Genomic DNA, 23,271 nt, shown 5'->3' on the forward strand with positions numbered 1-23,271 from the left:
CCCACCGGTTTTCCAGTCCAAGGAGTGAGCCCGATGATCGGTAGCGTCAGCAACTACACGAGCTATACCAGCACCAGCAGCACCTCCACCCAAAACGCCCGCAGCCAGCAACTGCAAAAGGAACTGTTCGCCAAACTCGACAGCAACGGCGACGGCGCGGTGGATCAGGACGAACTCGGCAGCGCCCTGTCGCAGAAGTCCAACGACGGCCTGCTGGTCAGCCTGAGCAAACAATTCGGCGATCTGGACAGCGACGCCAGCGGCAGCCTCAGCGCCGAAGAAATGACCGCCATGGCCCCACCCCCGCCACCACCGGGAGACCAGGCCCCCAACACCGAACTCGCCGACGCCCTGATCAGCGCCCTCGACGCCGACGGCGACGGCGCCATCAGCAGCGACGAACTGAGCAACGGCCTGACCAGCGCCGGCAGCACCGCCGACAGCAGCAAAATCTTCTCCGCCCTGGACAAAAACGAAGACGGCGTCGTCAGCCAGGACGAACTCGCCGCCAGCCTCACCCCACCGCCACCCCCACCACCGCAAGCCTCCAGCGACGAACTCTTCAGCCAGCTCGATGCAGACGGCGACGGCACTGTTACCGCCACCGAACTGAACAGCGCGCTGCAGACCAGCGACAGCACGTCCTCAAACAACACCGACACCGCCACCGCCCTGCTCAAAGTGCTGGACAGCGACAGCAGCGGAGGCGTCAGCAGCGACGAACTGAAAGCTGCACTGCAAGCAGGTCGCGAACGCCCGGATGGCGAACAAACTGCCAGCAATACTCAAACCACCACCGAAGCGCTGAACCGCATGATTGCCAATCTGAGCAAGCAGTATTCGCTAGAAAGCACCGCGTCGGTGGGCAAGTATTTGAATGTGGCGACTTGAGATTGGGTGAAGAGGATCGCTCTCGAGTCAAGACTTGAGGGGCGATTAACTCTGGCTGGGTGAGTGGTTTGCTTTGGCTCTGCGGTGTGTCATCAAAGCGGCCCTCACCCTAGCCCTCTCCCAGAGGGAGAGGGGACTGACCGAGGTGTTTAAGCGAACTACACCGACGTGAAATACCGAGGTGAACTCAGGTTTCAAAGCACATACAACCCCACTCCTGCTTTCGCTTTGGCTTTGGCTTTGGCCTCCCACCACTCAACACAATGAGCGTTAGCTCGAGTACCGCTCTTGACGTGTCGGCCCCATCGGAAGGCTGAGTGGAGGGATTCATCCGGGGGTGGGAGCGCAGCGACCGTGCGGCGCAGCCGCATGCATCGAGAGGAGGTGCAGCGAAGCAAACCGTAGGCGATGCCCCCGGATGAATCCCGGAGCGAAGGAACGCCGAGCCACAGCGAGGCGCCGAACGCAGGGGCCAAGACCTTTGCTTCCTTTGGGGCGTTTGCCAAAGGGAGTCGCTGTAAAAGCGAAACCGCCAGCGGCAACACCCGAAGAAACGGATATTCACCCAATCCCAAAGAGCCTGGTCGGCCCAAAGGCCGCCAAGTCAAAAGCCTCAAACCCGAGCCTGACTCTTACTCCAATCCGTCAACAAACTATAAGCAACAGCCAAAAGCGTAGGCCCAATAAACAACCCGATAAACCCAAACGCAATCAACCCGCCAAACACCCCAAGCAACACAATCACCAACGGCAGATTCCCGCCCCGGCTGATCAGATACGGCTTGAGCACGTTATCCACGCCACTGATGATGAACGTCCCCCAGATCCCGAGAAACACCGCCATCCCGTACTCACCCTTCCAGGCCAGCCAAGCCGTGGCCGGAATCCACACCAGCGGCGGCCCCATCGGAATCAGACTGAGCAGAAACGTCACGATCCCCAGCACCAGCGCCCCCGGCACCCCGGCAATCAGGAAACCGATCAGCGCCAGCACCGCTTGCGCAGCCGCTGTACCAATCACCCCGTTGACCACCCGTTGCACGGTACCGGCCACCAGATCGATGTAGTACCCGGCCCGGTCACCGATCAGGCGTTGCAGCAGACTGTGCACGAACGCCGCCAGTCGCGGCCCGTCGCGGTAGAAAAAGAACACGAAGACAATGCTCAGGGTCAGCTCGAGAATCCCGCTGCCGATCTGCGCACTGCGCGCCAGCAACCAGTTGCCAACCTGCCCCAGATAAGGTTTGACCGTCACCATCAGGGCCGCGCCCTGCTGATCGATGCTGTTCCAGATCCCCACCAGCCGTTCGCCCACCAACGGCACGCCGCCCAGCCAGCTCGGTGCCTCGGGCAGCCCGTCGACCTGCACATCCTTGATGAACGCCGTAGCGTCACGCACGTGATCGGCCAGGTTAAAGCCGAGCCACACCAGCGGCCCCGCTACCAGCAACATCCAGCCCATGGTCAGAACCAGGGCCGCCAGGGATTCCCGGCCATTGAGCCAGCGGGTCAGCAAGCGCATCAGCGGCCAACTGGCGAACGCCAGCACCGCGCCCCAGAACAGCGCCGACCAGAACGGCGCCATCACCCAGAAACTGGCACCAAACAGCACCAGCAACAGGATCTGCACCAGCAGACGATCATTATTGGGCATGTGAAATCTCGAAAAAAATCAGTCAGGCAAAGAGTAGGCGAACACGTCGAGCGTGTCCGCCAAAGACACCTTATCGCAACAGATCGATGCGCAGACCTTCGCCATCGACACTGCCGGTTTCCATTCGCGCGGCGCGCACGCCCTGCCCGATCAGCGCCTGCCGCCAGGCCTCGGCTTTCGGCCCGGACACTGTCACCCGCAACGTGGTGTCGAGGTTCAGGCCACGGGACAGCAAGCGCAGCCAGGTGTCATCCGGATCGCCGGCGAGCTTTGGAAAATCCAGCTCGCCGGTGCTTTTCAGTTCCCGCAGCAGCGTGGCCGAGGTCGGCAGCAGATCACCGAGCGGTGCCAGCGCCTCGAACTGTTCAACGTGCAGATAGGCTTTGCGATTGCCGCGGGTGATGCTGTACAGCGCCACCAGCGTGTTGTCGCGCGGGGCCGCTAGCCTCAGCAGCAGATAGGCCTGCTGCTCGTCGGCACCGTACAGCTTGGCATTACCGAACACCTCGTTGGCCCACAGGCTGCTCTCGCCGCAATCCCGGGCCTGGCACCAGAACAACAGCTGGGCATCCTGTTTTTGCAGGGCTTCGCGAGCGAGAGTAAAGGCTTCGGTGGCGGAATGTTCCGGCGGCAATTCATAGGTCACCGAGGTGGTTTGCCCCCGGGCGCTGACCTGGCCGTCGAAACGCAACTGGCCGCTGATCTTGCGGATCGAGCCAAGCGGGTAGATCCGCTCCAGTTCCACAGCGGGGCGATAGTCGACGATCTGCGCATCGGCCACACGCGGCACGATCGGCAGGTCCTGACTGCCCGGCAGGTCGGCAGCGAATAGAAAGGGACTGAAACAGCACAGCGCCAGCAGACTGATAGATCGCATGGACAGGCTCATCGCAGGGGCATGGCCTGGGTGCCTTTAGGGCAGTTCGAAGTCGCAGCGGTGTAGAAATCCATCTTGGTTGTCTCCCATTTCAACCTGCCCAGCCTCGACAGTTGCCGGGAGCAAGTCAAGGAATGGCGAAGAACCGATTGAAACAGTCTGCGACAAGGTCGGCCCCGGCCTCATCGTTCAGGTGCAGATGATGCCCGCCCGGCAGCTGTTCCCGGTCAAAGGGTAGACGCTCCAGCAGCTCCGGATGTTTGGCCAGCATGCCGTCAGCGGCGACCACCAATTGCGCGGGGCAGGCAATGCGCTGCACGAACGCCATCGCCTGCTCCTGGGTCAGACGCAGCGGCGACGGCAACGTCAGACGGTTGTCAGTGCGCCAGGTGTAACCGCCGGGCACCGGCATCAGACCGCGCTGGGCCAGCAGTTCGGCGGCTTCGCGACTGACCGCCACCAGCCCTTTCATCCGTGCTTCGATCGCCCGGTCGAGGGTGTTGTAGACCGGTTTGCGCTTTTCCCGAAGATCGAGTTGCGCCTGTAAGGCCATGCCCATGCGCTCGGCGGCGTTTTCGCCTTTGTCGGTAGGAGGAATCACCCCGTCGATCAACGCCAGATGGGTAATGCGTTCGGGCAACGACCCGGCCAGCACCAGCGACACGATCGCACCCATGGAATGCCCGAGCAGGCCGAAACGTTTCCAGCCCAGTTGCTCGGCGACCTGCAGCACGTCGTGGGCGTAATCCCACAGCGCGTAACCGGCGCCGTTCGGACGATGCCCGGAATGCCCGTGACCGGCCATGTCCAGCGCCACGATACGCAAGCCTTTGAGCTTCGGCGCCAGGCGCGCGAAGCTGTTGGCGTTATCCAGCCAGCCGTGAAGGGCGATCACCGGTAACCCGTCTTCCGGGCCGAACAGGTGCGCTGCCAGTTCGATATGCGGCAGGCTCAGGCGCACTTCTTCGACGCCGGGGTTCATGCGCAATCCTTGTCTTGCCGGCGCTCCCAGCGATCGAACAGGTTTTTCAGTAATTGCGCGGTGTCCTGCGGGCGCTCAAGCGGAAACATGTGCCCGCCGGGCACGGTCAGCGCCTCGCCCTGAGGCAGGCGTCCGACGAAGCGGGTGTGGTGGTTCATCACCACGCGGCTCTTGTGTCCACGTACCACCGCCAGCGGCACTTTCAATTGCCGGGTATGCGCAGGACTGGTGTGCGGCACGCCGCGATAGATGCTGATCTCGGTCGCAGGATCGAAGCGCAGGCGCAACTTGTCGCCGACCTTGTGCAGGCCGTGCTGCAAGTAGGCATCGAAACATTCCGGATCAAAGCTGCGGAACAGGGTTTTGCCGGCAAAATAACCTCGGGCGCTGTCCAGATCGGCAAACTCTTCGCGGCGTCCCAGCGTGCGACCGGCCGGAGTCAGTTTGTCGATGAAACCAAAGCGCTTGGCGGCGCGGATCACCCATTGATCGGTGCGGGTCAGCACCGGCGAGTCGAGCATCACCACGCCCCGATACAGTTCAGGGCAACGCAGTGCAGCGTGCAAATGCAACATGCCGCCGAAGGAATGGCCGACGCCCCACACCGGTTCATCTTGCTGTTGCAGGTGATGGATGAGTTCGTCGACCAGGTGATACCAGTTGTCACCCGCCGGGAAACGCGGGTCATGGGCATGTTGTTCCAGATGCGCGACCCGGTACTCGGGCGCCAGCGCCGCGAACAGTTTGCCGTAGGTGCCCGAAGGGAAACCGTTGGCGTGGGCGAAGAAGATCGGTTGCGACATACCGGCAAATCCATGAGCGGAAAACAGGCGTTGATTGTCCGTAAGACCGCGTCCTTCAGCAATGACCGTAACTGCCAGGAATGATGACAGTCCGGTCAGGGCTATGACGCTTCGGCCATCAACGCGCCGGCGGTTGTTCTCCCAGCGGCACCACTGCCATGGTCAAGCGCGACACACAACTGGCCTTGCCTTCATCGCTGGTCAGGCGGATATCCCAGACGTGGGTGGTGCGGCCGATGTGGATCGGTTTGGCCACCGCCGTCACTCGTCCGCTGCGCAGGCCGCGCAAGTGGTTGGCGTTGATTTCCAGGCCGACGCAATAGAACTTGCTGGCGTCGATGCACAGGTAACTGGCCATCGAGCCGACCGTTTCCGCCAGCACCACCGAGGCGCCGCCGTGCAGCAGGCCGTAAGGCTGATGGGTGCGATGGTCGATGACCATGCTGGCCGTCAGGGATTCTTCGTCGAAGGACTCGAAGCGGATGTCCAGCACTTCGCCGATGGTGTTTTTCTGGATTGCGTTCAACTGCTCGATGTTCGGAGTGGTGCGCCACAAGGTCATCGCAGGCTTCCTTTGTTGTTTTGATCGACGCTCAATCCTGCCACAGCACCGCCTCGCTGCGCTCGCTCCATTCTTCGAAACGTGCTCCGTAGGTGTCTTCGATGATGTTGCGTTTGATCTTCAGGGTCGGCGTGAGGAAGCCGTTCTCCACCGCCCAGCTGTCCTTGACCACTACCAGCCGACGCAGGCGCTCGTGCTTGTCGAGCACGGCGTTGACCTCCTCCAGCAGTTTTTCCAGGCTCGAATGCAGCGGCGCGCGGGGCTCTTCCCGGCCCACCGCCGAGAGCACGCACAACCCCAGCGGCGCACTCAGGCCATCGCCGACCACGCAGACTTGTTCGATCCGCGAATGCACCGCCAGCCGATTTTCGATCGGCGCCGGGGCGACGTACTTGCCCTTGCTGGTCTTGAAGATTTCCTTGAGCCGCCCGGTCAGGCGCAAGCGCCCTTCGGCGTCCTGTTCGCCCTTGTCGCCGGTGCGCAGGAAGCCGTCTTCGGTGAGGGTCTCGGCGGTTTTCTGCGGTTCCTTGAAATAGCCGAGCATGTTCGCCTGGCTGCGCACCTGCACTTCGCCGGACTCATCGATCCGCACTTCCACGTCGGGGCATGGCCGGCCGATCCAGCCTTCCTTGTATTGCCCCGGCAGGCAGATGTGCGAATACCCGCAGCTTTCGGTCATGCCGTAGACCTCCAGCACGTCGAGCCCGAGTTTCTGATACCAGCGCAACAGGGTCAGCGGCACCGGCGCCGCACCGGACAGCGCCACGCGCAACGCATCCAGCCCCAACCCCGCCAATACCTTGTGGCCGATCCGTTTGCCGATAAAGGGCAGACCGAGCAGGAAATCCAGACGTTTTGCCGGGATCTTGCTGTAGACGCCCATCTGGAACTTGGTCCAGATCCGCGGCACCCCGAACATCGCCGTCGGCCGCGCCCGCTTGAGATCGGCGAGAAAGGTGTCGAGGCTCTCGGCGAAAAACACAGTCTGCCCGGTATAGATCGACGCCAGTTCGACAAACATCCGCTCGGCGACATGACACAGCGGCAGATACGACAGCAGCCGGTCGTGCTCATTGAGTCCGAACAGCTGCGTGCCGCGCGTCGTCGCGAACCCGAGATTGGCGAAGCTGTGCATCACGCCCTTGGGCAGGCCGGTGGTGCCGGAGGTGTAAATGATCGTCGCCAGTTGCTCGGCGGCGGGACGCGGATCGTCCTGGATCGGCGAGCTGCGTTGCAGGTCATCCCAGTTGAAATCGAACGTGCCCGGCGGATGCAGCGGCAAGCTGACGGTGGTCAGGCCGGCTGGCACACCTGGCGACATGCCCGGCCAGTCATCGAGCTTGCCAATGAACGCCAGCACGCTTTCCGAGTGGGTGAGCACCTGATTCACCGATTCGGCGGTGAGGTTCGGATAGAGCGGCACCGAGACATGCCCGGCCATCCAGATCGCCAGATCAGCGATGATCCAGTGCGCGCAGTTTTTCGAGATCAGGGCGATGTGGCTGCCTTGCGGCAATTCCCGGGAGCGCAGCCAGTGCGCGGCGCAGCGGGCCTGATGGCCGACCTCGGCCCAGGTCAGTGTCTCGACCTGCCCGCCGCCGATCGGCTGCACCAGAAAACGCTGACGCGGGTGCCGGGCCTCGCGTTCGTAAAACACGTCCAGCGGCAAACGGAAGGCGGAAGACATTCGACTCGCTCCTGTTTTTTGGTCTGGAGCAAGCGTAGTCAACCAAGCAAGTGCTTGGTTGACTATTTCGTACAAAAAATTTCAGGGATGTTTAAGGCTGTTGAGCGTCATCGAACCGATCAGTAGCTCGCTGTGTTCGAGTTCGGCCAGCCCGGCGGTGCTGACCTTTTCCGGTGGGTAGCCCGCACCGTGTTGCAGGTAGCTGAGCAGGTTTCCCACCAACGGGTTATGGCTGACCAGCAGCACGTTGCTCACCGACACCAGTTGTTCGGCAACGCGGTCCGGGTCAACTTCCGGGGTCAGCCACTCGACCGTGCGGATCTCCGGCTCGAAGCCCAGAGCTTCGCGCACCAGTTGCGCGGTCTGCTGCGCCCGCAAGTACGGGCTGGCGTAAATGGCGGTCAGCGGCTGGCCCATCAAGCGGGCCGCGCTGCTCAACACTTCCTTGCGACCGTGGGCGGTCAGTTCCCGCTCGGAGTCGGGGCGCGAGCCATAGGGCTCGGCCTCACCGTGACGCAATACCCAGAGTTTCATAGCTTGGGTTCCTCATCCCGGGCCGGATGCGGTGCCGGCGCGACAACGTGTGGCGCTTCACCTTCCGGCGTACGCGGCGCCGGCCAGTCGGCGAACGGCCAGGGTTTCTGGTCGCTGTGGAAGCTGCCGAAACGGCCGATCTGCGCCAGAAACTGGCTCAGGCTGTCGCCGAAATTCATCAGGCTGGCGCTCGGGGCGCCATAGATCAAACGATAGATCAACTGCACCAGCACCACCGCGCCGAGGATGAACTGCGCCACCTGCCAGACCAGGATGTAAACAATCATCCACAACACCCGCAGGAGGATGGATTCATATTTGGCTTCGGTTTTCGGATCGTTCATGGCCTGCTCCCTGCTGAATCAGTTGAAACCACTGGTGGAAATAAAGTCGACATCGGTTTTCGGCTCGGCGCGCATCAGCAGACCGATCACCTGCTCAAGCGTGCGCCCTTCGAAGAGGATTGCATGCAGTCCGGCGACCAGCGGCATGTAGACGCCAACCTCCTGAGCCTTGGCCTTGAGCACTTTCAGGGTATTGACCCCTTCGGCCACTTCACCCAGGCGCGACACCGCTTCGTCGAGGCTCAAGCCCTGACCGAGGGCGAAACCGACTTGGTAGTTGCGGCTTTTCGGCGACGAGCAAGTGACGATCAGGTCGCCGACACCGGCCAGACCGAGGAAGGTCATCGGGTTGGCGCCCTGATTCACCGCAAACCGGGTCATTTCGGCCAGGGCGCGGGTGATCAGCATGCTCTTGGTGTTCTCGCCCATTTCCAGCGCCACCGCCATGCCGGCGATGATCGCGTAGACGTTTTTCAGTGCGCCGCCCAATTCCACGCCGAAACGGTCGGCGCTGGCGTAGACGCGGAAAGTGCGGCCATGCAACGCGGCCTGCACGGCTTTGCAGAGTTCTTCGTCTTCGCTGGCAACCACGGTGGCAGTCAGCGCGTGCTCGGCGATTTCCCGCGCAAGGTTCGGCCCGGACAGCACGCCGATACGTGCCTGCGGGGCGATCTCTTCGAGAATCTGGCTCATCAGTTTGAAGGTGTGGGCTTCGATGCCCTTGGTCAGGCTGACCAGCATCTTGCCGCTCAGGCGCTCGGCATGAGGCGCCAAAACCGTGCGCAGCGCGCTGGACGGCAACGCCACAAAACACAAATCGCAGGCGTCGAGGGTTTCCTGCAGGTCGGTGACCGCAGTCACGCCCGGCAGAATCTTGATGCCTTTGAGGTAACGCGGGTTCTCGCGATTGACCCGGATGGCCTCGGCCTGCTCGGGGTCTCGCATCCACTGCCGGACTTGATGGCCGTTCTCGGCCAACAGATTGGCCACGGCGGTACCGAAACTTCCGCCTCCCAGGACCGCAATCGGGCGCTGTTCAGTCATATGTAATCCGTTAATCCATACCAGTGGCGATGCCGGCATTATACGGAGCGTCCCCTTCTCGGACAGCCCCGGCGTCAATTACCCGCACTTGTAGGAAGAAGACCAATAAAACCGAGGAAAATGCCTGCAACGTGACTGGAAAAGTCGTCGACCTCAGTTAACATGCGCGCCAATTCTTTGCTATCAAGGCTGCGTCGTGTTTTCTGGCCCCCCTTCCCCGCGTTCGTCCCTGCTGCTGGCGCTGCTGTTCAGCCCGGTGCTGCTGGCGGACGACCTGTTTGTCGACAGTGAGGCCTTGCCGCAGATCCTGACCGCCACGCGCCTGAAACAGTCGCCGGCGGAAGTCCCGGGCAGCATGACCGTACTGGACAGCGAACTGATCGCCGCCAGCGGTGCCCGGGACATCAGCGAACTGTTGCGGCTGGTGCCGGGGATGATGGTCGGCAACATCAGCGGCAATCAGGCTGTGGTGAACTATCACGGAACCAACGCCACTGAAGCCCGACGCATGCAGGTGCTGATCGACGGCCGTTCGGTGTACCGCGCCGGTCTGGCGACCGTGGACTGGAGCGACATCCCGGTGGCGATGGAAGACATCGAGCGCATCGAAGTCTTTCGCGGCCCGAACACCGTCAGCTACGGCGCCAACGCGCTGATGGCAGTGGTCAACATCATCACCCGCAACCCGGCGGACAGCCACGGCACGCGGCTGAAGCTGACGCGCGGCCAACGCGGCATCAACGACTTCTATGCCAGCCAGAGCACCGGCTGGAATGACGGCGACTTGCGTCTTTCTCTGTCCGGCCAGGAAGACGACGGCTTTGACAGCGACCGCACCGGCGCCGATTACCGCGACAGCCGCCGCTTGAACCGCTTCAGTCTCGCCGTCAGCCAGACCCTGAGCGACAACCAGAGCCTGGACTGGCAGATCAACGCCAAGGACGGGGCCAATCAACGGCCCTATACCTACCGTCCGGTGTTCTCCGGGATTACGGCTGCCGGGAACAATTCCGACGTGGTTGCCAAGGACTATGCCGGTTCGGTGCGCTGGAATCTGGACCTCAACCCCGATCACAGTCTTTATGTGCAGGGCTCGGCGCAACACTGGGATCGCCAGCAAACCTGGCGCGCCTGTGACGCCGAGGTGTCGTTCAGCCCGCAGCTCACGGAGCTGTGGCAACTCAACCCGAACTACACCGAACGCCTGGCCCGCAACATGACCCTGTTCACCGGCCCCGGCGCACCCGCCGGCACGCCGCAGGAAATGGCCCTGGCCAATCAGGTGCTGGACCAGTGGCGCAACGGCGCGCGCCAGACCCTGTGCGGCGACATCGACCAGAGTGCCCGGGAATCGCGTTACGACCTGGAATTGCAGGACACCCTCAGCCTGTCCGATAGCCTGCGTCTGGTCAGCGGCCTGAACTATCGTTACGACCGTGCCGATTCCGAGACCTATTTCAACGGCACGCTGGACGACACCACCTGGCGCGCCTTCGGCCAGCTGGAATGGCGCGCCAGCGAACACTGGCTGTTGCAGGGCGGCGCCATGTTCGAAGACACGCAATTGATCGGCAGCTCGCTGACGCCCCGGTTTGCGGTCAACTACCTGTTCAATCCGCGCCACAGCCTGCGCGCGGTGTATTCGGAAGCCATCCGTTCGCCGGACATGTTCGAGAACAACGTCAACTGGAGTTATCAGGTGACCAACCTGCGGCCCGCCGCCTATGGCCAGTCTTCGGCCCGCTACTTCGTCAAGACCCGGGGCCCCGGCGATCTGGACCAGGAACACATGCGCTCGCGGGAACTGGGCTACAACGGCTTTTTCCCGGAATGGGGCCTGGCGCTGGACGTGAAGCTGTTCTACGACGAAATCACCGGGATGATCAGCGAGCCGCTGCGCAACAATCAATACATCGCCAGCAACGCCAACGATTCGCGCTTTCGCGGCACCGAAACGCAACTGGACTGGCGCCTGAGTGCGGCCGACCGCCTGCGCCTGACCTACGCCTTCGTCGACGCCGAGGCGAGCAACCCGCTGGATCAGCAATTCACCGCGCGCAACAGCGGTTCGGCGGGCTGGCTGCGCGATTGGGGCCACGGCTGGAACAGCGCCCTCTTCTATTACGGTGACAACGCGCTCAACGGTTACCGCTTCGAGCGGGTCGACACGCGCATCGCCAAACGCATCGCCCTGGGCAAGGCCCAACTGCAACTGGCCGGCGTGCTGCAACAACGCCTCGACCATGAACCGACCACCTTCGTCGACAACAATTACGACGAACGCCGCGTGGTGTATTTCAGCGCCGAGCTGGAGTTCTAGATGCGTTACGCCATGTCACGGAAGATGCCAACGCTCGGCCAATGGCTGGCCGGGCTTTGTCTGTTCCTGACAGCATGGCTGCATGGCGTGGCGGCGCAGGCGGCCGACATTCTGCTGACCGGCGCCGAAGAAAGCCCCGGCGTGCAGTCCTTCGTCCAGGCCCTGAGCGAACTGCGCCCCACCGACCGCGTGCATTTCCAGCCGCTGGCCAGCCTGCCGGCGCCGGGCAAGTTGCCGTCGAGCCTGCGCCTGATTTTGCTGGATCTGCCGAGCCTCGACTGGCGCATGCAGGAAAGCCAGGGCCCGGCGACGTTGGTCCTGCGCATCAGCCGCTTGCAGGCCCGGCAACGCTTCGGCGACGCGCAACCGCCCCACTTGAGCCTGCTGTGGGCCGATCCGCCGCTGAGTCGTCAGTTGCAACTGATCCGCCGGATTCTGCCCCAGGCCGGGCGAGTCGGCGTGCTGTTCGATCAGCACAGCGAGTTCCTGCTCAAGGAGCTGCAATCGGCCGCCCAGCCGCTGAATCTGCAAATCGTCCCGCAGCGTTGGGACAACACCCACGACAGCCGCCCCTTGCAGACCGTGCTGAAAAACAGCGACGTGCTGCTGGGCCTCGACGACCCTGACCTGTACAACCCGAAAACCGCGAAGAACCTGTTGCTCAGCAGTTACTCTCGGCAACTGGCGCTGGTCGGGCCGAATGTCGCTTTCGTCCGCGCCGGCAGTCTGGCCAGTACCTACAGCGATCAGAACGACTGGCTGGCCGTCCTCGACGAACTGCTGGACCGGCCACCGGCCACCTGGCCGCGCACGCTCTACCCCGGGCGTTTTAAAGTCTCAAGTAATGCGCAGGTGGCTCGTTCCTTAGGGATAGAACCGATGAATGAAGCGTCTGTCGCCGCAGAGCTGGCCGAAGGAGAGCGCCGCCCATGATTTTCCGCCGTTGGGACATCAACACCCGCACCCAGTTGATCAGCCTGGGCCCTGCGCTGTTGCTGACCTTGCTGCTGATCAGCTTTTTCACCTTCGTGCGCATTCAGGATTTGCGTCAGGAGCTGAACCACACCGGCCAGTTGATCGCCAACCAGCTCGCACCGGCCACCGAATACGGGGTGATTTCCGGCAACAACGAAGTGCTGGAAAGCCTGCTCAAAGCCACGCTGGCCACGCCGAACGTGCGGTTTCTGGAAGTGCAGGACAGCGCCAACCGGATTCTGGCCTACGTCGAACAGCCGGCGGATGCGCACAACCGTCCGCATCAGGTCGAAGTGTTCCAGGCACCGGTGCGGCTGCAACGCATCGCCCTGCACAACGATTTCTTTCAGGACGGCAAGAGCAGCCCTGGCGTGGCCAGTGAGGATTATCTGGGGCGGGTGATCGTCGGGCTGTCGAATGACGCCTTCAGTCAGCGCCAACAGGAGATCCTGCTCAAGGCCGGGATTCTGGCGTTGTTCGCCCTGCTCTTCACGTTTGTGCTGGCGCGGCGACTGGCCGGCAGCCTGTCGCAGCCGATCCGCGACATCGGCAATGCGGTCAAGGCGATTCAGGACGGCGACTACAAGACCCCGCTGCCGATTGTCGATGACACCGAGCTGGGCGCCCTGTCCCAGCACATCAACAACCTGGCCCAGGCGCTGGAGCAGGCCAGCCGCGAACAGCATCAGGCGATGGCGCAACTGATCCAGACCCGCGAAGAGGCGGAGAAGGCCAACAACGCCAAATCGGATTTCCTGGCGATGATGAGCCATGAACTGCGCACCCCGATGAACGGCGTGCTGGGCATGCTGCAATTGCTGGAAACCACCGACATGACCGAAGAGCAGGTCGAGTACGCGGCGCTGGCTTCCGAGTCCACCGAGCATTTGCTCAAGGTGATCAACGACATTCTGGATTTCTCGCGCATCGAGCGTTCGGAGCTGGAGCTCGAGCACATTCCGTTCAATCTCGCCGAAGTGATCGGCGCCTGCGCCCAGTCGTTCCAGCACAGTGCGGCGCAACGCGGGCTGGCCCTGCAACTGCGGATTCCCGAAGACATGCGCGACTTGCAGGTACAGGGCGATCCGACGCGGATCCGGCAGATTCTGGTCAACCTGGTCGGCAATGCGCTGAAGTTCACCGAACAGGGGCGCGTCAGCATCGAGGCGCAGTGGCAGTCGCTGGATCACGAGTTGCTGTGGTTCACCTGCGCGGTACGTGACAGTGGCATCGGCATTTCGCCGGAAAGTCTGGAGCTGATGTTCAACGCGTTCCAGCAGGCCGACAGTTCGATTTCCCGTCGATATGGCGGCACCGGCCTGGGCCTGCCGATTGCCCGCACGCTCGCCGAACGGATGGGCGGCACCTTGCGCGCTCAGAGCGAAGAAGGTCGCGGATCGGTATTCACTCTGGAAATACCATTGGCTTTATATAAGCAGGCACTGCCCGCGCTGGCGGCACCGCGCACACTGAACGGCGACGGTCACGGCGAAGGACGCAATGTGCTGCTGGTGGAGGACAACCCGGTCAACCAGACGGTGATCGAAGCGATGTTGCGCAGTCTGGGATTTACCGTCAGCGTCGCCACCGATGGTGTGCAGGCGGTGCGCAGCGCCGGGGACAACCGTTTCGAAGCGATCCTGATGGATTGCCGCTTGCCGCTGATTGACGGTTACGAGGCAACCCGACAGATCCGCCGCCTGCCCGGCTGCGGCCATGTGCCGATCATCGCCCTGACCGCCAATGCGTTGCAGGGCGACCGCGAAAACTGCTTGTCGGCGGGGATGAACGATTACCTGGCCAAGCCATTCAAACGCAATGATCTGCAGCAGATTCTGCAGCGATGGGTGCAGTAACGGGGCCCTTTCGAGCATCTGCGACTGGCGTGAAAAGCGAAAGTGCGGCAGTCTTAGGCACCCGAACGAGCCTCAAAAGGGGCTTGATTAAAAATTTCAGTGCACAAGTGTACATTCATGTCCTTGGTGCTGTGACTTTCACCACAACGCAATAGTCTATGAGTAGGCTGCCGGTTCGAGGCATGAACGCGTCGATCGGCCGGGAAGATTTGCCCCACCTGCCGCATGGGATTATTGAGGAGCTCGCATGACCAAACAAAACGCCTTTACTCGGGAAGACCTGCTGCGCTGCAGTCGCGGTGAGCTGTTCGGCCCAGGTAACGCGCAACTGCCCGCCCCGAACATGCTGATGGTGGATCGCATCACCCTGATCAGCGAAGAAGGCGGCAAGTACGGCAAAGGTGAATTGGTCGCCGAGCTGGATATCAACCCTGACCTGTGGTTCTTCGCGTGCCACTTCGAAGGCGATCCGGTGATGCCGGGCTGCCTGGGTCTGGACGCCATGTGGCAACTGGTCGGCTTCTTCCTCGGCTGGCAAGGCCTGCCGGGCCGCGGCCGTGCGCTGGGTTCGGGCGAAGTGAAATTCTTCGGCCAGGTCCTGCCGACCGCCAAGAAAGTCACCTACAACATTCATATCAAGCGCGTCCTCAAGGGCAAGCTGAACCTGGCCATTGCCGACGGTTCGGTGACTGTCGACGGTCGCGAAATCTACACCGCCGAAGGCCTTCGCGTCGGCGTGTTCACCTCCACTGACAACTTCTAAGGGTTATTCGCATGCGCCGCGTCGTTATCACTGGTCTGGGCATCGTTTCGTGCCTGGGCAATGACAAAGAGACCGTCTCCGCTAACCTGCGTGCAAGCCGCCCTGGCATCCGGTTCAACCCGGAATACGCCGAAATGGGTCTGCGTAGCCAGGTTTCCGGCTCCATCGACCTCAACCTTGAAGAGCTGATCGATCGCAAGATCTATCGCTTCGTCGGCCACGCAGCGGCTTACGCCTACCTGGCCATGAAAGACGCCATCGCTGACTCCGGTCTGACCGAAGAGCAGGTGTCCAACCCGCGTACCGGCCTGATCGCAGGTTCCGGCGGCGCGTCGACCCTGAACCAGATGGAAGCGCTGGACATCCTGCGCGAGAAAGGCGTCAAGCGCGTCGGCCCATACCGTGTAACGCGGACCATGAGCAGCACCGTTTCGGCTTGCCTGGCCACCCCGTTCAAGATCAAGGGCCTGAACTACTCCATCGCATCTGCCTGCGCCACCAGTGCTCACTGCATCGGTACCGCCATGGAACAGATCCAGATGGGCAAGCAGGACATCGTGTTCGCCGGTGGCGGTGAAGAAGAGCACTGGAGCCAGTCGTTCCTGTTCGACGCAATGGGCGCCCTGTCCAGCAAGCGCAACGATACCCCTGAACAAGCCTCCCGCGCCTACGACGCCGACCGTGACGGTTTCGTCATCGCTGGCGGTGGCGGCATGGTGGTGGTCGAGGAGCTGGAACACGCTCTGGCCCGTGGCGCGAAGATCTACGCGGAAATCGTTGGCTACGGCGCGACTTCCGACGGCTACGACATGGTCGCCCCAAGCGGCGAAGGCGCCATCCGCTGCATGCAGCAGGCGCTGTCCACCGTCGATACCCCGATCGACTACCTGAACACCCACGGCACTTCGACTCCGGTCGGCGACGTCGCGGAAATGAAAGGCGTGCGTGAAGTGTTCGGCGACAAGGCCCCGGCCATCAGCTCCACCAAGAGCCTGTCGGGTCACTCCCTGGGCGCCGCCGGCGTTCACGAAGCGATCTACTGCATGCTGATGATGGAAGGCAACTTCATCGCCGGTTCCGCCAACATCGACGAACTGGACCCTGAAGTGGCCGATCTGCCGGTGCTGACCAAGACCCGCGAGAACGCCACCATCAACACCGTGATGAGCAACAGCTTCGGCTTCGGTGGCACCAACGCCACCCTCGTGCTGAAGCGCTGGGAAGGCAAGTAATTCCCTCCCGCTGAGCCGCACATGAAAACGCCCCGACTGGTTCGGGGCGTTTTTTTTCGCCTGGAGAAAGGCATTTTCAGCGGCGCCAAGATGAAACGTTTGTCATGCAACTTACCGCCCTGCGACTGAATGTCGCGGATTCAGCGGGCTCCAGCGCTGTTGCAGATTTCGCAAGAATACATTGCACAAATCGGGCGTTTACTTAGCAGGCTAACAAAATCTATAAAAGAGTCCTGCACACGCCTTGCTGCAGATAACAGAGATTGGAGCTAGCAGATGACTGTAAAAGTAACTGAACGCGACGATTCACACATGTCCCATGAAGGCGTAGCCGCCGGCGTACGGATCTGGGATGTGCATCAACAAGACTTGCTGGTCGGCATGTTCCACAACGAGATCGACGCCCACAACTACAAGGCCGAACTGGAACTGCAGGAACGCCAGCGGGATCTGAAATCCGCCTGAAGCAAAACCACAGCATTGAAAACGACAAACCCCGCCATGAGCGGGGTTTGTCGTTTATCTCAGGGCCACTTTGCGGCCCGGTGAAATCTTTACCACATCAGATCATCAGGGATCACATAGGCCGCGTACGGATCGTCCTCGGCATTGACCTCTTCGACCTTCTCGTTGAGCTGCACGATGCGCTGTGGATCGCGCTCCTGAATCTTCAGGGCCGCCTCACGGGGAATCACTTCGTAGCCGCCGGCGTGGTGCACGATCGCCAGCGAGCCGCTGCTGAGCTTGTTGCGCATCAGCGTGTTGACCGAGATGCGCTTGACCTTCTTGTCGTCAACGAAGTTGTAGTAGTCCTCGGTCGTCAGCTTCGGCAGACGCGAGACTTCGATCAACTGCTTGACCTGGGCGGCGCGGGCCTTGGCTTCCGCCTTCTCCTGCTGCTGACGGTTCAGCTCCTGGTCGCGCTTGACCTTCTCGGCCTGGGCCTCTTGGGCAGCACGCTGCTGGGAGTCGTCCAGTTCGATCTGGCCCTTGTGGGCCAGGCGCTGTTGTTTCTGTTTGTCTTTGCTGACCTGCTTGGCCTGCTTTTGGTTGACCAGCCCTGCTTTGAGCAACTGGTCGCGAAGGGAAAGGCTCATTGATGCTTACTCACTTGGGCAACGGCTCAGCCGCAGCTGGGCAAATTCTTTTCCTGACGTTTGGCTTCGCCCCACAGGGCGTCCAACTCTTCGAGGGTGCAATCTTCTATGGGTCGGTGGGTGTCGCGCAATGCCTGTTCGATAAAACGGAAACGTCGTTCGAACTTGCCGTTGGCGCCACGCAACGCGCTTTCCGGATCGACCTTCAGGTGCCGGGCCAGATTGACCACGGAAAACAGCAGGTCGCCGATCTCGTCGGCCACCGCTTGCGGGTCATTTTCGGACATGGCTTCGAGCACTTCATCGAGCTCTTCACGGACCTTGTCCAGCACCGGCAAGACATCCGGCCAGTCGAAACCGACCTGCCCGGCGCGCTTCTGCAACTTGGCCGAGCGGGACAACGCCGGCAACGCAGCCGGCACATCGTCGAGCAGTGACAGTTGCTGCGGCTCGACGGATTTCTCGGCGCGTTCTTCGGCCTTGATCTCCTCCCAGCGCTGCTTGACCTGCTCCTCGTTCAGACGCGGCACGTCCAGCGGCGCATACAGATCGCCGGTGGGGAACACGTGCGGATGACGACGGATCAGCTTGCGGGTAATGCTGTCGACCACGCCGGCGAATTCGAACCGCCCCTCCTCCCGTGCCAGCTGGCTGTAATACACCACCTGAAACAGCAGATCGCCCAACTCGCCCTGCAGGTGGTCGAAGTCGCCGCGCTCGATGGCGTCGGCGACTTCGTAGGCTTCTTCGAGGGTGTGCGGGACGATGGTCGCGTAAGTCTGCTTGATGTCCCACGGGCAACCGTACTGCGGGTCGCGCAGACGGTTCATCAGGTGCAGCAGGTCTTCAAGGCTGTAGATCGGTTTCATGGAGTCCGGTTACGCCGCGTTTCGATGATGTTCGGCAACTGGGAAATCCGCCCCAGCAACCGCCCCAGCGCGTCCAGCCCCGGAATCTCGATGGTCAGGGACATCAGCGCGGTGTTGTCCTCCTTGTTCGAGCGGGTGTTGACGGCCAGCACGTTGATCCGCTCGTTGAGCAGCACCTGCGAGACGTCACGCAGCAGACCGGAACGGTCGTAGGCGCGGATGACGATGTCCACCGGATAGGTGAGCACCGGCACCGGGCCCCAGCTGACCTGAATGATCCGCTCCGGCTCCCGCCCGGCCAGTTGCAGCACCGAGGCGCAGTCCTGACGGTGAATGCTCACGCCACGGCCCTGGGTGATGTAGCCGACGATCGCATCGCCCGGCAACGGCTGGCAGCAGCCGGCCATCTGGGTCATCAGGTTGCCGACACCCTGGATCTGGATGTCGCCGCGCTTGCCCGGTTTGTAGCCGGTCGCCTTGCGCGGAATCAGTTCCAGCTGTTCGTTGCCGCGTTCCGGCTCGACCAGTTGTTGCGCCAGATTCACCAGTTGCGCCAGACGCAGGTCGCCGGCGCCAAGGGCGGCGAACATGTCCTCGGCGGTTTTCATGTTGGCCTTGTCGGCCAGCTTGTCAAAATCCACCGCCGGCAGGCCGAGGCGACTGAGTTCGCGTTCGAGCAGGGTCTTGCCCGCCGCGACGTTCTGATCGCGCGCCTGCAACTTGAACCAGTGCACGATCTTCGCCCGCGCCCGGGACGTGGTGACGTAACCGAGGTTCGGGTTCAGCCAGTCACGGCTCGGCGTGCCGTGCTTGCTGGTGATGATCTCGACCTGCTCGCCGGTCTGCAGGCTGTAGTTGAGCGGAACGATGCGCCCGTTGATCTTCGCGCCACGGCAGTTGTGCCCGATTTCGGTGTGCACGCGGTAGGCGAAGTCCAGCGGTGTCGCGCCCTTCGGCAAGTCGATGGCGTGACCGTCCGGGGTGAAGATGTAGACCCGGTCCGGCTCGATATCGACCCGCAGCTGTTCGGCGAGACCACCGATGTCGCCCAGCTCTTCGTGCCACTCGAGGACCTGACGCAGCCAGGAGATTTTCTCTTCGTAGTGGTTCGAGCCGGACTTGACGTCGGTGCCCTTGTAGCGCCAGTGCGCGCAGACGCCGAGCTCGGCCTCTTCGTGCATCGAATGGGTCCGGATCTGGACCTCCAGCACCTTGCCTTCCGGGCCGATCACCGCCGTGTGCAACGAGCGGTAGCCGTTCTCTTTCGGGTTGGCGATGTAGTCGTCGAACTCTTTCGGGATGTGCCGCCACAGGGTGTGGACGATGCCGAGCGCGGTGTAGCAGTCGCGCATTTCCGGCACCAGCACGCGCACCGCACGCACGTCGTAGATCTGGCTGAATTCCAGACCCTTGCGCTGCATTTTGCGCCAGATCGAATAGATGTGTTTGGCCCGGCCGCTGATGTCGGCTTCGACGCCGGTGGCCTGCAATTCGTCCTTGAGCTGGGTCATCACGTCGGCGATGAAACGCTCGCGATCCAGCCGCCGCTCGTGCAGCAGCTTGGCGATCTGTTTGTACTGATCGGGTTCCAGGTAACGGAAGGACAAGTCCTCCAGTTCCCATTTGATATGACCGATGCCGAGTCGATGCGCGAGCGGCGCATAGATATCGAATACTTCCCGGGCGACCCGGTTACGTTTTTCGTCGTCGGCGGTTTTCACCGCACGGATCGCGCAGGTACGTTCGGCGAGCTTGATCAGCGCGACACGCACGTCATCGACCATCGCCACCAGCATCTTGCGCAGGTTTTCCACCTGGCCCTGGGTGCCGAGGACCATCGACTGACGAGGGCTGAGGCTGGCGCTGATCGCCGCCATGCGCAGCACGCCGTCGATCAGCTTGGCGACCACCGGGCCGAAGCGCTGGCTGACCGCCGCGAGTTCGATCTGGCCTTCGCGCACGCCGCGATAGAGAACCGCAGCCACCAGCGAATCCTGATCGAGCTTGAGGTCGGCGAGGATCTCGGCGATCTCGAGGCCCGTGCTGAAACTGCCGCTGCCTTCGGACCAGAGATTCTTCGCCGCATTGGATTGTTGCTCGGCCTGGCGAGCGTACTCGCAGGCCTCTTTCAAGGCTTCGCGATCCAGTGCCAGATCGACACTGACCGCATGATCGAGCCAAGCCTCGAGATTGATACTGCCGTCAGTGTTGATCGGCTGGTGTGCTCTCACCTGTACCATCTTGCTTTACCTTCCCTACGACGCAGATTCAATGCGTCAAATCACTGACCGTCAATGCCCGTTCGCGCTCGCGGGGCCAAGGCGAGCGCTACGGACGACCAGTCGGATCAGACGAGCCATCCTGGCTCGCTTCAAATAACGCCATGGCCTCGACATGTGCCGTCTGAGGAAACATATCGAGAATCCCGGCACGTTTTAACCGGTAGCCCTGCTTGATCAATTCGACCGTATCGCGCGCCAGAGTTGCAGGGTTGCACGACACGTACACCAACCGTTTGGCGCCCAGGGTCGCCAGCTTGCGCACCACCTCGAAAGCACCGTCGCGCGGTGGGTCCAAGAGTACCGCAGAAAAGCCGTTTCCGATCCACTCGGCATCGGTCAAAGGCTGGGATAAATCGGCCTGAAAAAACTTTGTGTTATGCAAATTGTTGCTAGCGGCATTCGCCGCCGCGCGATCGACCATGGTCTGCACGCCTTCGACCGCCACCACTTCACGCGCGGCTTTCGCCAGCGGCAGGGCGAAGTTGCCCAGACCGCAAAACAGGTCGAGCACGCGCTCATCGCTCGTCGGTTTCAACCAGTCCAGCGCTTGCGCAACCATGGCCTCGTTGACCCCGGCGTTGACCTGAATGAAATCCCCCGGCCGGTAGGCCAGTTGCAGATCCCATTGTTCCAGGCGATAGCCGAGCGACAGTGCATCATCCACCGGCTGCGGCTCGCCTTCGCCATGCAGCCAGAGTTGCGCTTCATGGAACGCGCAGAAATCCTTGAGGATCGTCAGGTCAGCCTCGGACAGCGGCGCCATGTGACGCAGCAGAACGGCGAGTGACGAGCCACTGAACAATTCGACATGCCCCAGCGCCTGAGGTTTGCTCAAGCGACGAAGCATCTCCGGCAAGCGGGTCATGATCGGCTGCAAGGGCTGTACCAGCACCGGGCATTCGCTGATCGCGACGATGTCCTGACTGCCGGCGGCACGGAAACCGACTTCAAGCTTTTTGGCCTTGCTGTCCCAGCGTACGGCGATCCGGGCGCGGCGACGGTAGCCGAATTCTGGACCGGTCAACGGCGCCGCCCACTCCTCGGGTTCGGCACCGGCAACTCGCGACAACTGCTCGGCGAGCATGCGCTGTTTCAGGGCAAGCTGTTCGTTGTGGGGCAGATGCTGAACGCTGCAACCGCCGCAACGGCCGGCGTGCTGGCAAGGTGCGGGACGGCGCAATTCACTGGCGGTGAATACGCGCTCGGTGCGCGCCTCGACCACTTTGCCGTGGGCACCAAGCACCCGCGCTTCGACCTCTTCACCCGCGAGGGCGCCGAGGACGAACCAGGTTTTGCCTTCAAAAAACGCGATGCCGCGACCGTCATTGGCCAGGCGCTCGATGCTCAAACGCTGCTTTTTGCCGGTCGGGATTTGCGCGGCCTTGCTGCCGCCGGTGGGCTGGAAGCGCAGGCCTCTCTCATGCTTGGCCATCAGTTGGGCGCGTCGAAAATGCCGGTCGACAGGTAACGGTCGCCACGGTCGCAGATGATCGCGACGATCACCGCGTTTTCAACTTCTTTGGACAGGCGCAGCATCGCTGCCACCGCACCGCCCGAGGACACGCCACAGAAGATGCCTTCTTCGCGGGCCAGACGCCGGGTGACGTCCTCGGCTTCGCTTTGCGCCATGTCGACGATGCGGTCGACACGCTCGGCCTGATAGATCTTCGGCAGGTATTCCTGCGGCCAGCGGCGGATGCCGGGAATGGCCGAGCCTTCCATCGGTTGCAGGCCGACGATCTGCACGTTGTCGTTCTGCTCCTTGAGGTAGCGCGACACGCCCATGATGGTGCCGGTGGTGCCCATGGAGCTGACGAAATGGGTGATGGAGCCCTGGGTCTGACGCCAGATTTCCGGGCCGGTGGTGGTGTAGTGCGCTTCAGGATTGTCGCCGTTGGCGAACTGATCCAGCACCTTGCCACGGCCTTCGGCTTCCATCCGCTGGGCGAGATCGCGAGCGCCTTCCATGCCCTCTTCCTGGCTGACCAGAATCAGCTGCGCGCCGTACGCGGTCATCGCCGCTTTACGTTCGGCACTGGAGTTGTCCGGCATGATCAGGATCATCTTGTAACCCTTGATCGCGGCGGCCATCGCCAGGGCGATCCCGGTGTTGCCCGAGGTCGCTTCGATCAGCGTATCGCCTTCGTGGATCTGCCCGCGCAACTCGGCGCGAGTAATCATCGACAACGCCGGACGATCCTTGACCGAACCCGCCGGGTTGTTCCCTTCGAGCTTGAGCAAAAGGGTGTTGCTGGTGACACCGGGCAGGCGCTGCAAACGCACCAGCGGCGTGTTGCCGACGCAATCGGCGATGGTTGGGTACTGCAAGGTCATGGCGTTTTTCGCAATCCGGACAGCGGGGGCGCCTATCATACCGGCAAACCTGCGCAGGCCATATCACGCAAAGTGTGGTGCTTATGGTTTCTTGGAATAAGCAATAAAAGTCGCGCCAGTGGTGCGACTTTTAAATAGTGTCAGCAGCGCTGACACTTTCTTGTG

The 23,271-nt window shown here is 62.0% G+C and carries 21 protein-coding genes; 7 read left to right on the plus strand and 14 right to left on the minus strand.

What is annotated here, in order from left to right:
* Nucleotides 1-33 precede the first annotated feature (33 nt).
* A complete protein-coding gene (gene xopAW, locus ABFB52_RS21785) occupies nucleotides 34-891 on the plus strand; it encodes a XopAW family type III secretion system calcium-binding effector (RefSeq protein ID WP_346836106.1) in 858 nt (285 codons plus the stop codon).
* A 613-nt stretch (nucleotides 892-1,504) separates the two neighbouring features.
* Here xopAW and ABFB52_RS21790 read toward each other — a convergent pair.
* The 9 genes from ABFB52_RS21790 to ABFB52_RS21830 all read right to left on the minus strand — a co-directional run bounded on the left by ABFB52_RS21790 (nucleotide 1,505) and on the right by ABFB52_RS21830 (nucleotide 9,378).
* Complete coding sequence (locus tag ABFB52_RS21790; protein WP_064383533.1) at nucleotides 1,505-2,545, minus strand: AI-2E family transporter; 1,041 nt, start codon at nucleotides 2,543-2,545, stop codon at nucleotides 1,505-1,507.
* A 70-nt stretch (nucleotides 2,546-2,615) separates the two neighbouring features.
* Nucleotides 2,616-3,422, minus strand: coding sequence for a DUF4892 domain-containing protein (locus ABFB52_RS21795; protein WP_007957816.1), 807 nt, complete (start codon nucleotides 3,420-3,422; stop codon nucleotides 2,616-2,618).
* 127 nt (nucleotides 3,423-3,549) lie between these two features.
* Entirely contained in the window at nucleotides 3,550-4,404 is an 855-nt protein-coding gene (locus tag ABFB52_RS21800; RefSeq protein WP_085607373.1) for an alpha/beta hydrolase, read from the minus strand.
* Nucleotides 4,401-5,207 (minus strand): alpha/beta hydrolase, encoded by an 807-nt coding sequence (locus ABFB52_RS21805; RefSeq protein ID WP_085745087.1) that lies wholly within the window; start codon nucleotides 5,205-5,207, stop codon nucleotides 4,401-4,403. The genes ABFB52_RS21800 and ABFB52_RS21805 overlap by 4 nt, the downstream gene beginning before the upstream one ends.
* A 118-nt stretch (nucleotides 5,208-5,325) precedes the next feature.
* The gene (locus ABFB52_RS21810; protein WP_007957810.1) at nucleotides 5,326-5,769 is read right to left on the minus strand and encodes a hotdog fold thioesterase; all 444 of its coding nucleotides are present in this window, start codon (nucleotides 5,767-5,769) and stop codon (nucleotides 5,326-5,328) included.
* Between the two features lie 31 nt (nucleotides 5,770-5,800).
* On the minus strand, nucleotides 5,801-7,456 hold the full coding sequence (locus ABFB52_RS21815) for an AMP-binding protein (RefSeq protein ID WP_129973972.1): 1,656 nt from the start codon (nucleotides 7,454-7,456) through the stop codon (nucleotides 5,801-5,803).
* Between the two features lie 81 nt (nucleotides 7,457-7,537).
* Nucleotides 7,538-7,990, minus strand: a complete 453-nt coding sequence (gene sixA, locus ABFB52_RS21820; RefSeq protein WP_007957806.1) for a phosphohistidine phosphatase SixA — start codon at nucleotides 7,988-7,990, stop codon at nucleotides 7,538-7,540.
* Nucleotides 7,987-8,334: a DUF4389 domain-containing protein gene (locus ABFB52_RS21825; RefSeq protein ID WP_102717787.1), complete on the minus strand. Its 348-nt coding sequence runs from the start codon at nucleotides 8,332-8,334 to the stop codon at nucleotides 7,987-7,989. Before ABFB52_RS21825 ends, sixA begins: the two co-directional genes overlap by 4 nt.
* Before the next feature lie 18 nt (nucleotides 8,335-8,352).
* Nucleotides 8,353-9,378 (minus strand): NAD(P)H-dependent glycerol-3-phosphate dehydrogenase, encoded by a 1,026-nt coding sequence (locus ABFB52_RS21830; RefSeq protein WP_129973971.1) that lies wholly within the window; start codon nucleotides 9,376-9,378, stop codon nucleotides 8,353-8,355.
* A gap of 196 nt (nucleotides 9,379-9,574) precedes the next feature.
* Here ABFB52_RS21830 and ABFB52_RS21835 point away from each other — a divergent pair, with 196 nt between their 5' ends.
* The 6 genes from ABFB52_RS21835 to ABFB52_RS21860 all read left to right on the plus strand — a co-directional run bounded on the left by ABFB52_RS21835 (nucleotide 9,575) and on the right by ABFB52_RS21860 (nucleotide 16,989).
* On the plus strand, nucleotides 9,575-11,698 hold the full coding sequence (locus ABFB52_RS21835; protein ID WP_129973970.1) for a TonB-dependent receptor: 2,124 nt from the start codon (nucleotides 9,575-9,577) through the stop codon (nucleotides 11,696-11,698).
* Entirely contained in the window at nucleotides 11,699-12,631 is a 933-nt protein-coding gene (locus ABFB52_RS21840) for an ABC transporter substrate-binding protein (protein WP_129973969.1), read from the plus strand.
* The gene (locus ABFB52_RS21845; protein ID WP_129973968.1) at nucleotides 12,628-14,529 is read left to right on the plus strand and encodes an ATP-binding protein; all 1,902 of its coding nucleotides are present in this window, start codon (nucleotides 12,628-12,630) and stop codon (nucleotides 14,527-14,529) included. Before ABFB52_RS21840 ends, ABFB52_RS21845 begins: the two co-directional genes overlap by 4 nt.
* A 247-nt stretch (nucleotides 14,530-14,776) precedes the next feature.
* Nucleotides 14,777-15,292: a 3-hydroxyacyl-[acyl-carrier-protein] dehydratase FabA gene (gene fabA, locus ABFB52_RS21850; protein ID WP_003227150.1), complete on the plus strand. Its 516-nt coding sequence runs from the start codon at nucleotides 14,777-14,779 to the stop codon at nucleotides 15,290-15,292.
* A gap of 11 nt (nucleotides 15,293-15,303) precedes the next feature.
* On the plus strand, nucleotides 15,304-16,524 hold the full coding sequence (gene fabB, locus ABFB52_RS21855) for a beta-ketoacyl-ACP synthase I (protein WP_007957797.1): 1,221 nt from the start codon (nucleotides 15,304-15,306) through the stop codon (nucleotides 16,522-16,524).
* Between the two features lie 276 nt (nucleotides 16,525-16,800).
* Nucleotides 16,801-16,989: a hypothetical protein gene (locus ABFB52_RS21860; RefSeq protein ID WP_007957795.1), complete on the plus strand. Its 189-nt coding sequence runs from the start codon at nucleotides 16,801-16,803 to the stop codon at nucleotides 16,987-16,989.
* A gap of 89 nt (nucleotides 16,990-17,078) precedes the next feature.
* On the opposite strand, the gene ABFB52_RS21865 is transcribed toward ABFB52_RS21860, so the two are convergent.
* The 5 genes from ABFB52_RS21865 to cysM all read right to left on the minus strand — a co-directional run bounded on the left by ABFB52_RS21865 (nucleotide 17,079) and on the right by cysM (nucleotide 23,106).
* Nucleotides 17,079-17,621, minus strand: coding sequence for a DUF2058 domain-containing protein (locus tag ABFB52_RS21865; RefSeq protein WP_007957793.1), 543 nt, complete (start codon nucleotides 17,619-17,621; stop codon nucleotides 17,079-17,081).
* Nucleotides 17,622-17,647: 26 nt separating this feature from the next.
* Nucleotides 17,648-18,481, minus strand: a complete 834-nt coding sequence (mazG, locus tag ABFB52_RS21870; RefSeq protein ID WP_129973973.1) for a nucleoside triphosphate pyrophosphohydrolase — start codon at nucleotides 18,479-18,481, stop codon at nucleotides 17,648-17,650.
* A 5-nt stretch (nucleotides 18,482-18,486) separates the two neighbouring features.
* The gene (relA, locus tag ABFB52_RS21875) at nucleotides 18,487-20,730 is read right to left on the minus strand and encodes a GTP diphosphokinase (protein ID WP_085745095.1); all 2,244 of its coding nucleotides are present in this window, start codon (nucleotides 20,728-20,730) and stop codon (nucleotides 18,487-18,489) included.
* A gap of 88 nt (nucleotides 20,731-20,818) precedes the next feature.
* A complete protein-coding gene (gene rlmD / locus ABFB52_RS21880) occupies nucleotides 20,819-22,204 on the minus strand; it encodes a 23S rRNA (uracil(1939)-C(5))-methyltransferase RlmD (protein ID WP_129973967.1) in 1,386 nt (461 codons plus the stop codon).
* Nucleotides 22,204-23,106 carry a cysteine synthase CysM gene (gene cysM, locus ABFB52_RS21885; protein WP_102688136.1) on the minus strand — a complete coding sequence of 301 codons (903 nt, stop codon included), beginning with the start codon at nucleotides 23,104-23,106 and terminating at the stop codon, nucleotides 22,204-22,206. Before cysM ends, rlmD begins: the two co-directional genes overlap by 1 nt.
* Between the last annotated feature and the right edge of the window lie 165 nt (nucleotides 23,107-23,271).

This window comes from Pseudomonas sp. 9.2(2024) (genome assembly GCF_039695385.1).
Classification (GTDB): Bacteria; Pseudomonadota; Gammaproteobacteria; order Pseudomonadales; family Pseudomonadaceae; genus Aquipseudomonas; species Aquipseudomonas paraglycinae.

Bases quoted from the DNA above. Each gene is read 5' to 3' on its own strand.
- xopAW (WP_346836106.1), top strand. From the start codon at position 34: ATGATCGGTAGCGTCAGCAACTACACGAGCTATACCAGCACCAGCAGC.
- ABFB52_RS21790 (WP_064383533.1), bottom strand. From the start codon at position 2,545: ATGCCCAATAATGATCGTCTGCTGGTGCAGATCCTGTTGCTGGTGCTG.
- ABFB52_RS21795 (WP_007957816.1), bottom strand. From the start codon at position 3,422: ATGCGATCTATCAGTCTGCTGGCGCTGTGCTGTTTCAGTCCCTTTCTA.
- ABFB52_RS21800 (WP_085607373.1), bottom strand. From the start codon at position 4,404: ATGAACCCCGGCGTCGAAGAAGTGCGCCTGAGCCTGCCGCATATCGAA.
- ABFB52_RS21805 (WP_085745087.1), bottom strand. From the start codon at position 5,207: ATGTCGCAACCGATCTTCTTCGCCCACGCCAACGGTTTCCCTTCGGGC.
- ABFB52_RS21810 (WP_007957810.1), bottom strand. From the start codon at position 5,769: ATGACCTTGTGGCGCACCACTCCGAACATCGAGCAGTTGAACGCAATC.
- ABFB52_RS21815 (WP_129973972.1), bottom strand. From the start codon at position 7,456: ATGTCTTCCGCCTTCCGTTTGCCGCTGGACGTGTTTTACGAACGCGAG.
- sixA (WP_007957806.1), bottom strand. From the start codon at position 7,990: ATGAAACTCTGGGTATTGCGTCACGGTGAGGCCGAGCCCTATGGCTCG.
- ABFB52_RS21825 (WP_102717787.1), bottom strand. From the start codon at position 8,334: ATGAACGATCCGAAAACCGAAGCCAAATATGAATCCATCCTCCTGCGG.
- ABFB52_RS21830 (WP_129973971.1), bottom strand. From the start codon at position 9,378: ATGACTGAACAGCGCCCGATTGCGGTCCTGGGAGGCGGAAGTTTCGGT.
- ABFB52_RS21840 (WP_129973969.1), top strand. From the start codon at position 11,699: ATGCGTTACGCCATGTCACGGAAGATGCCAACGCTCGGCCAATGGCTG.
- ABFB52_RS21845 (WP_129973968.1), top strand. From the start codon at position 12,628: ATGATTTTCCGCCGTTGGGACATCAACACCCGCACCCAGTTGATCAGC.
- fabA (WP_003227150.1), top strand. From the start codon at position 14,777: ATGACCAAACAAAACGCCTTTACTCGGGAAGACCTGCTGCGCTGCAGT.
- fabB (WP_007957797.1), top strand. From the start codon at position 15,304: ATGCGCCGCGTCGTTATCACTGGTCTGGGCATCGTTTCGTGCCTGGGC.
- ABFB52_RS21860 (WP_007957795.1), top strand. From the start codon at position 16,801: ATGACTGTAAAAGTAACTGAACGCGACGATTCACACATGTCCCATGAA.
- ABFB52_RS21865 (WP_007957793.1), bottom strand. From the start codon at position 17,621: ATGAGCCTTTCCCTTCGCGACCAGTTGCTCAAAGCAGGGCTGGTCAAC.
- relA (WP_085745095.1), bottom strand. From the start codon at position 20,730: ATGGTACAGGTGAGAGCACACCAGCCGATCAACACTGACGGCAGTATC.
- rlmD (WP_129973967.1), bottom strand. From the start codon at position 22,204: ATGGCCAAGCATGAGAGAGGCCTGCGCTTCCAGCCCACCGGCGGCAGC.
- cysM (WP_102688136.1), bottom strand. From the start codon at position 23,106: ATGACCTTGCAGTACCCAACCATCGCCGATTGCGTCGGCAACACGCCG.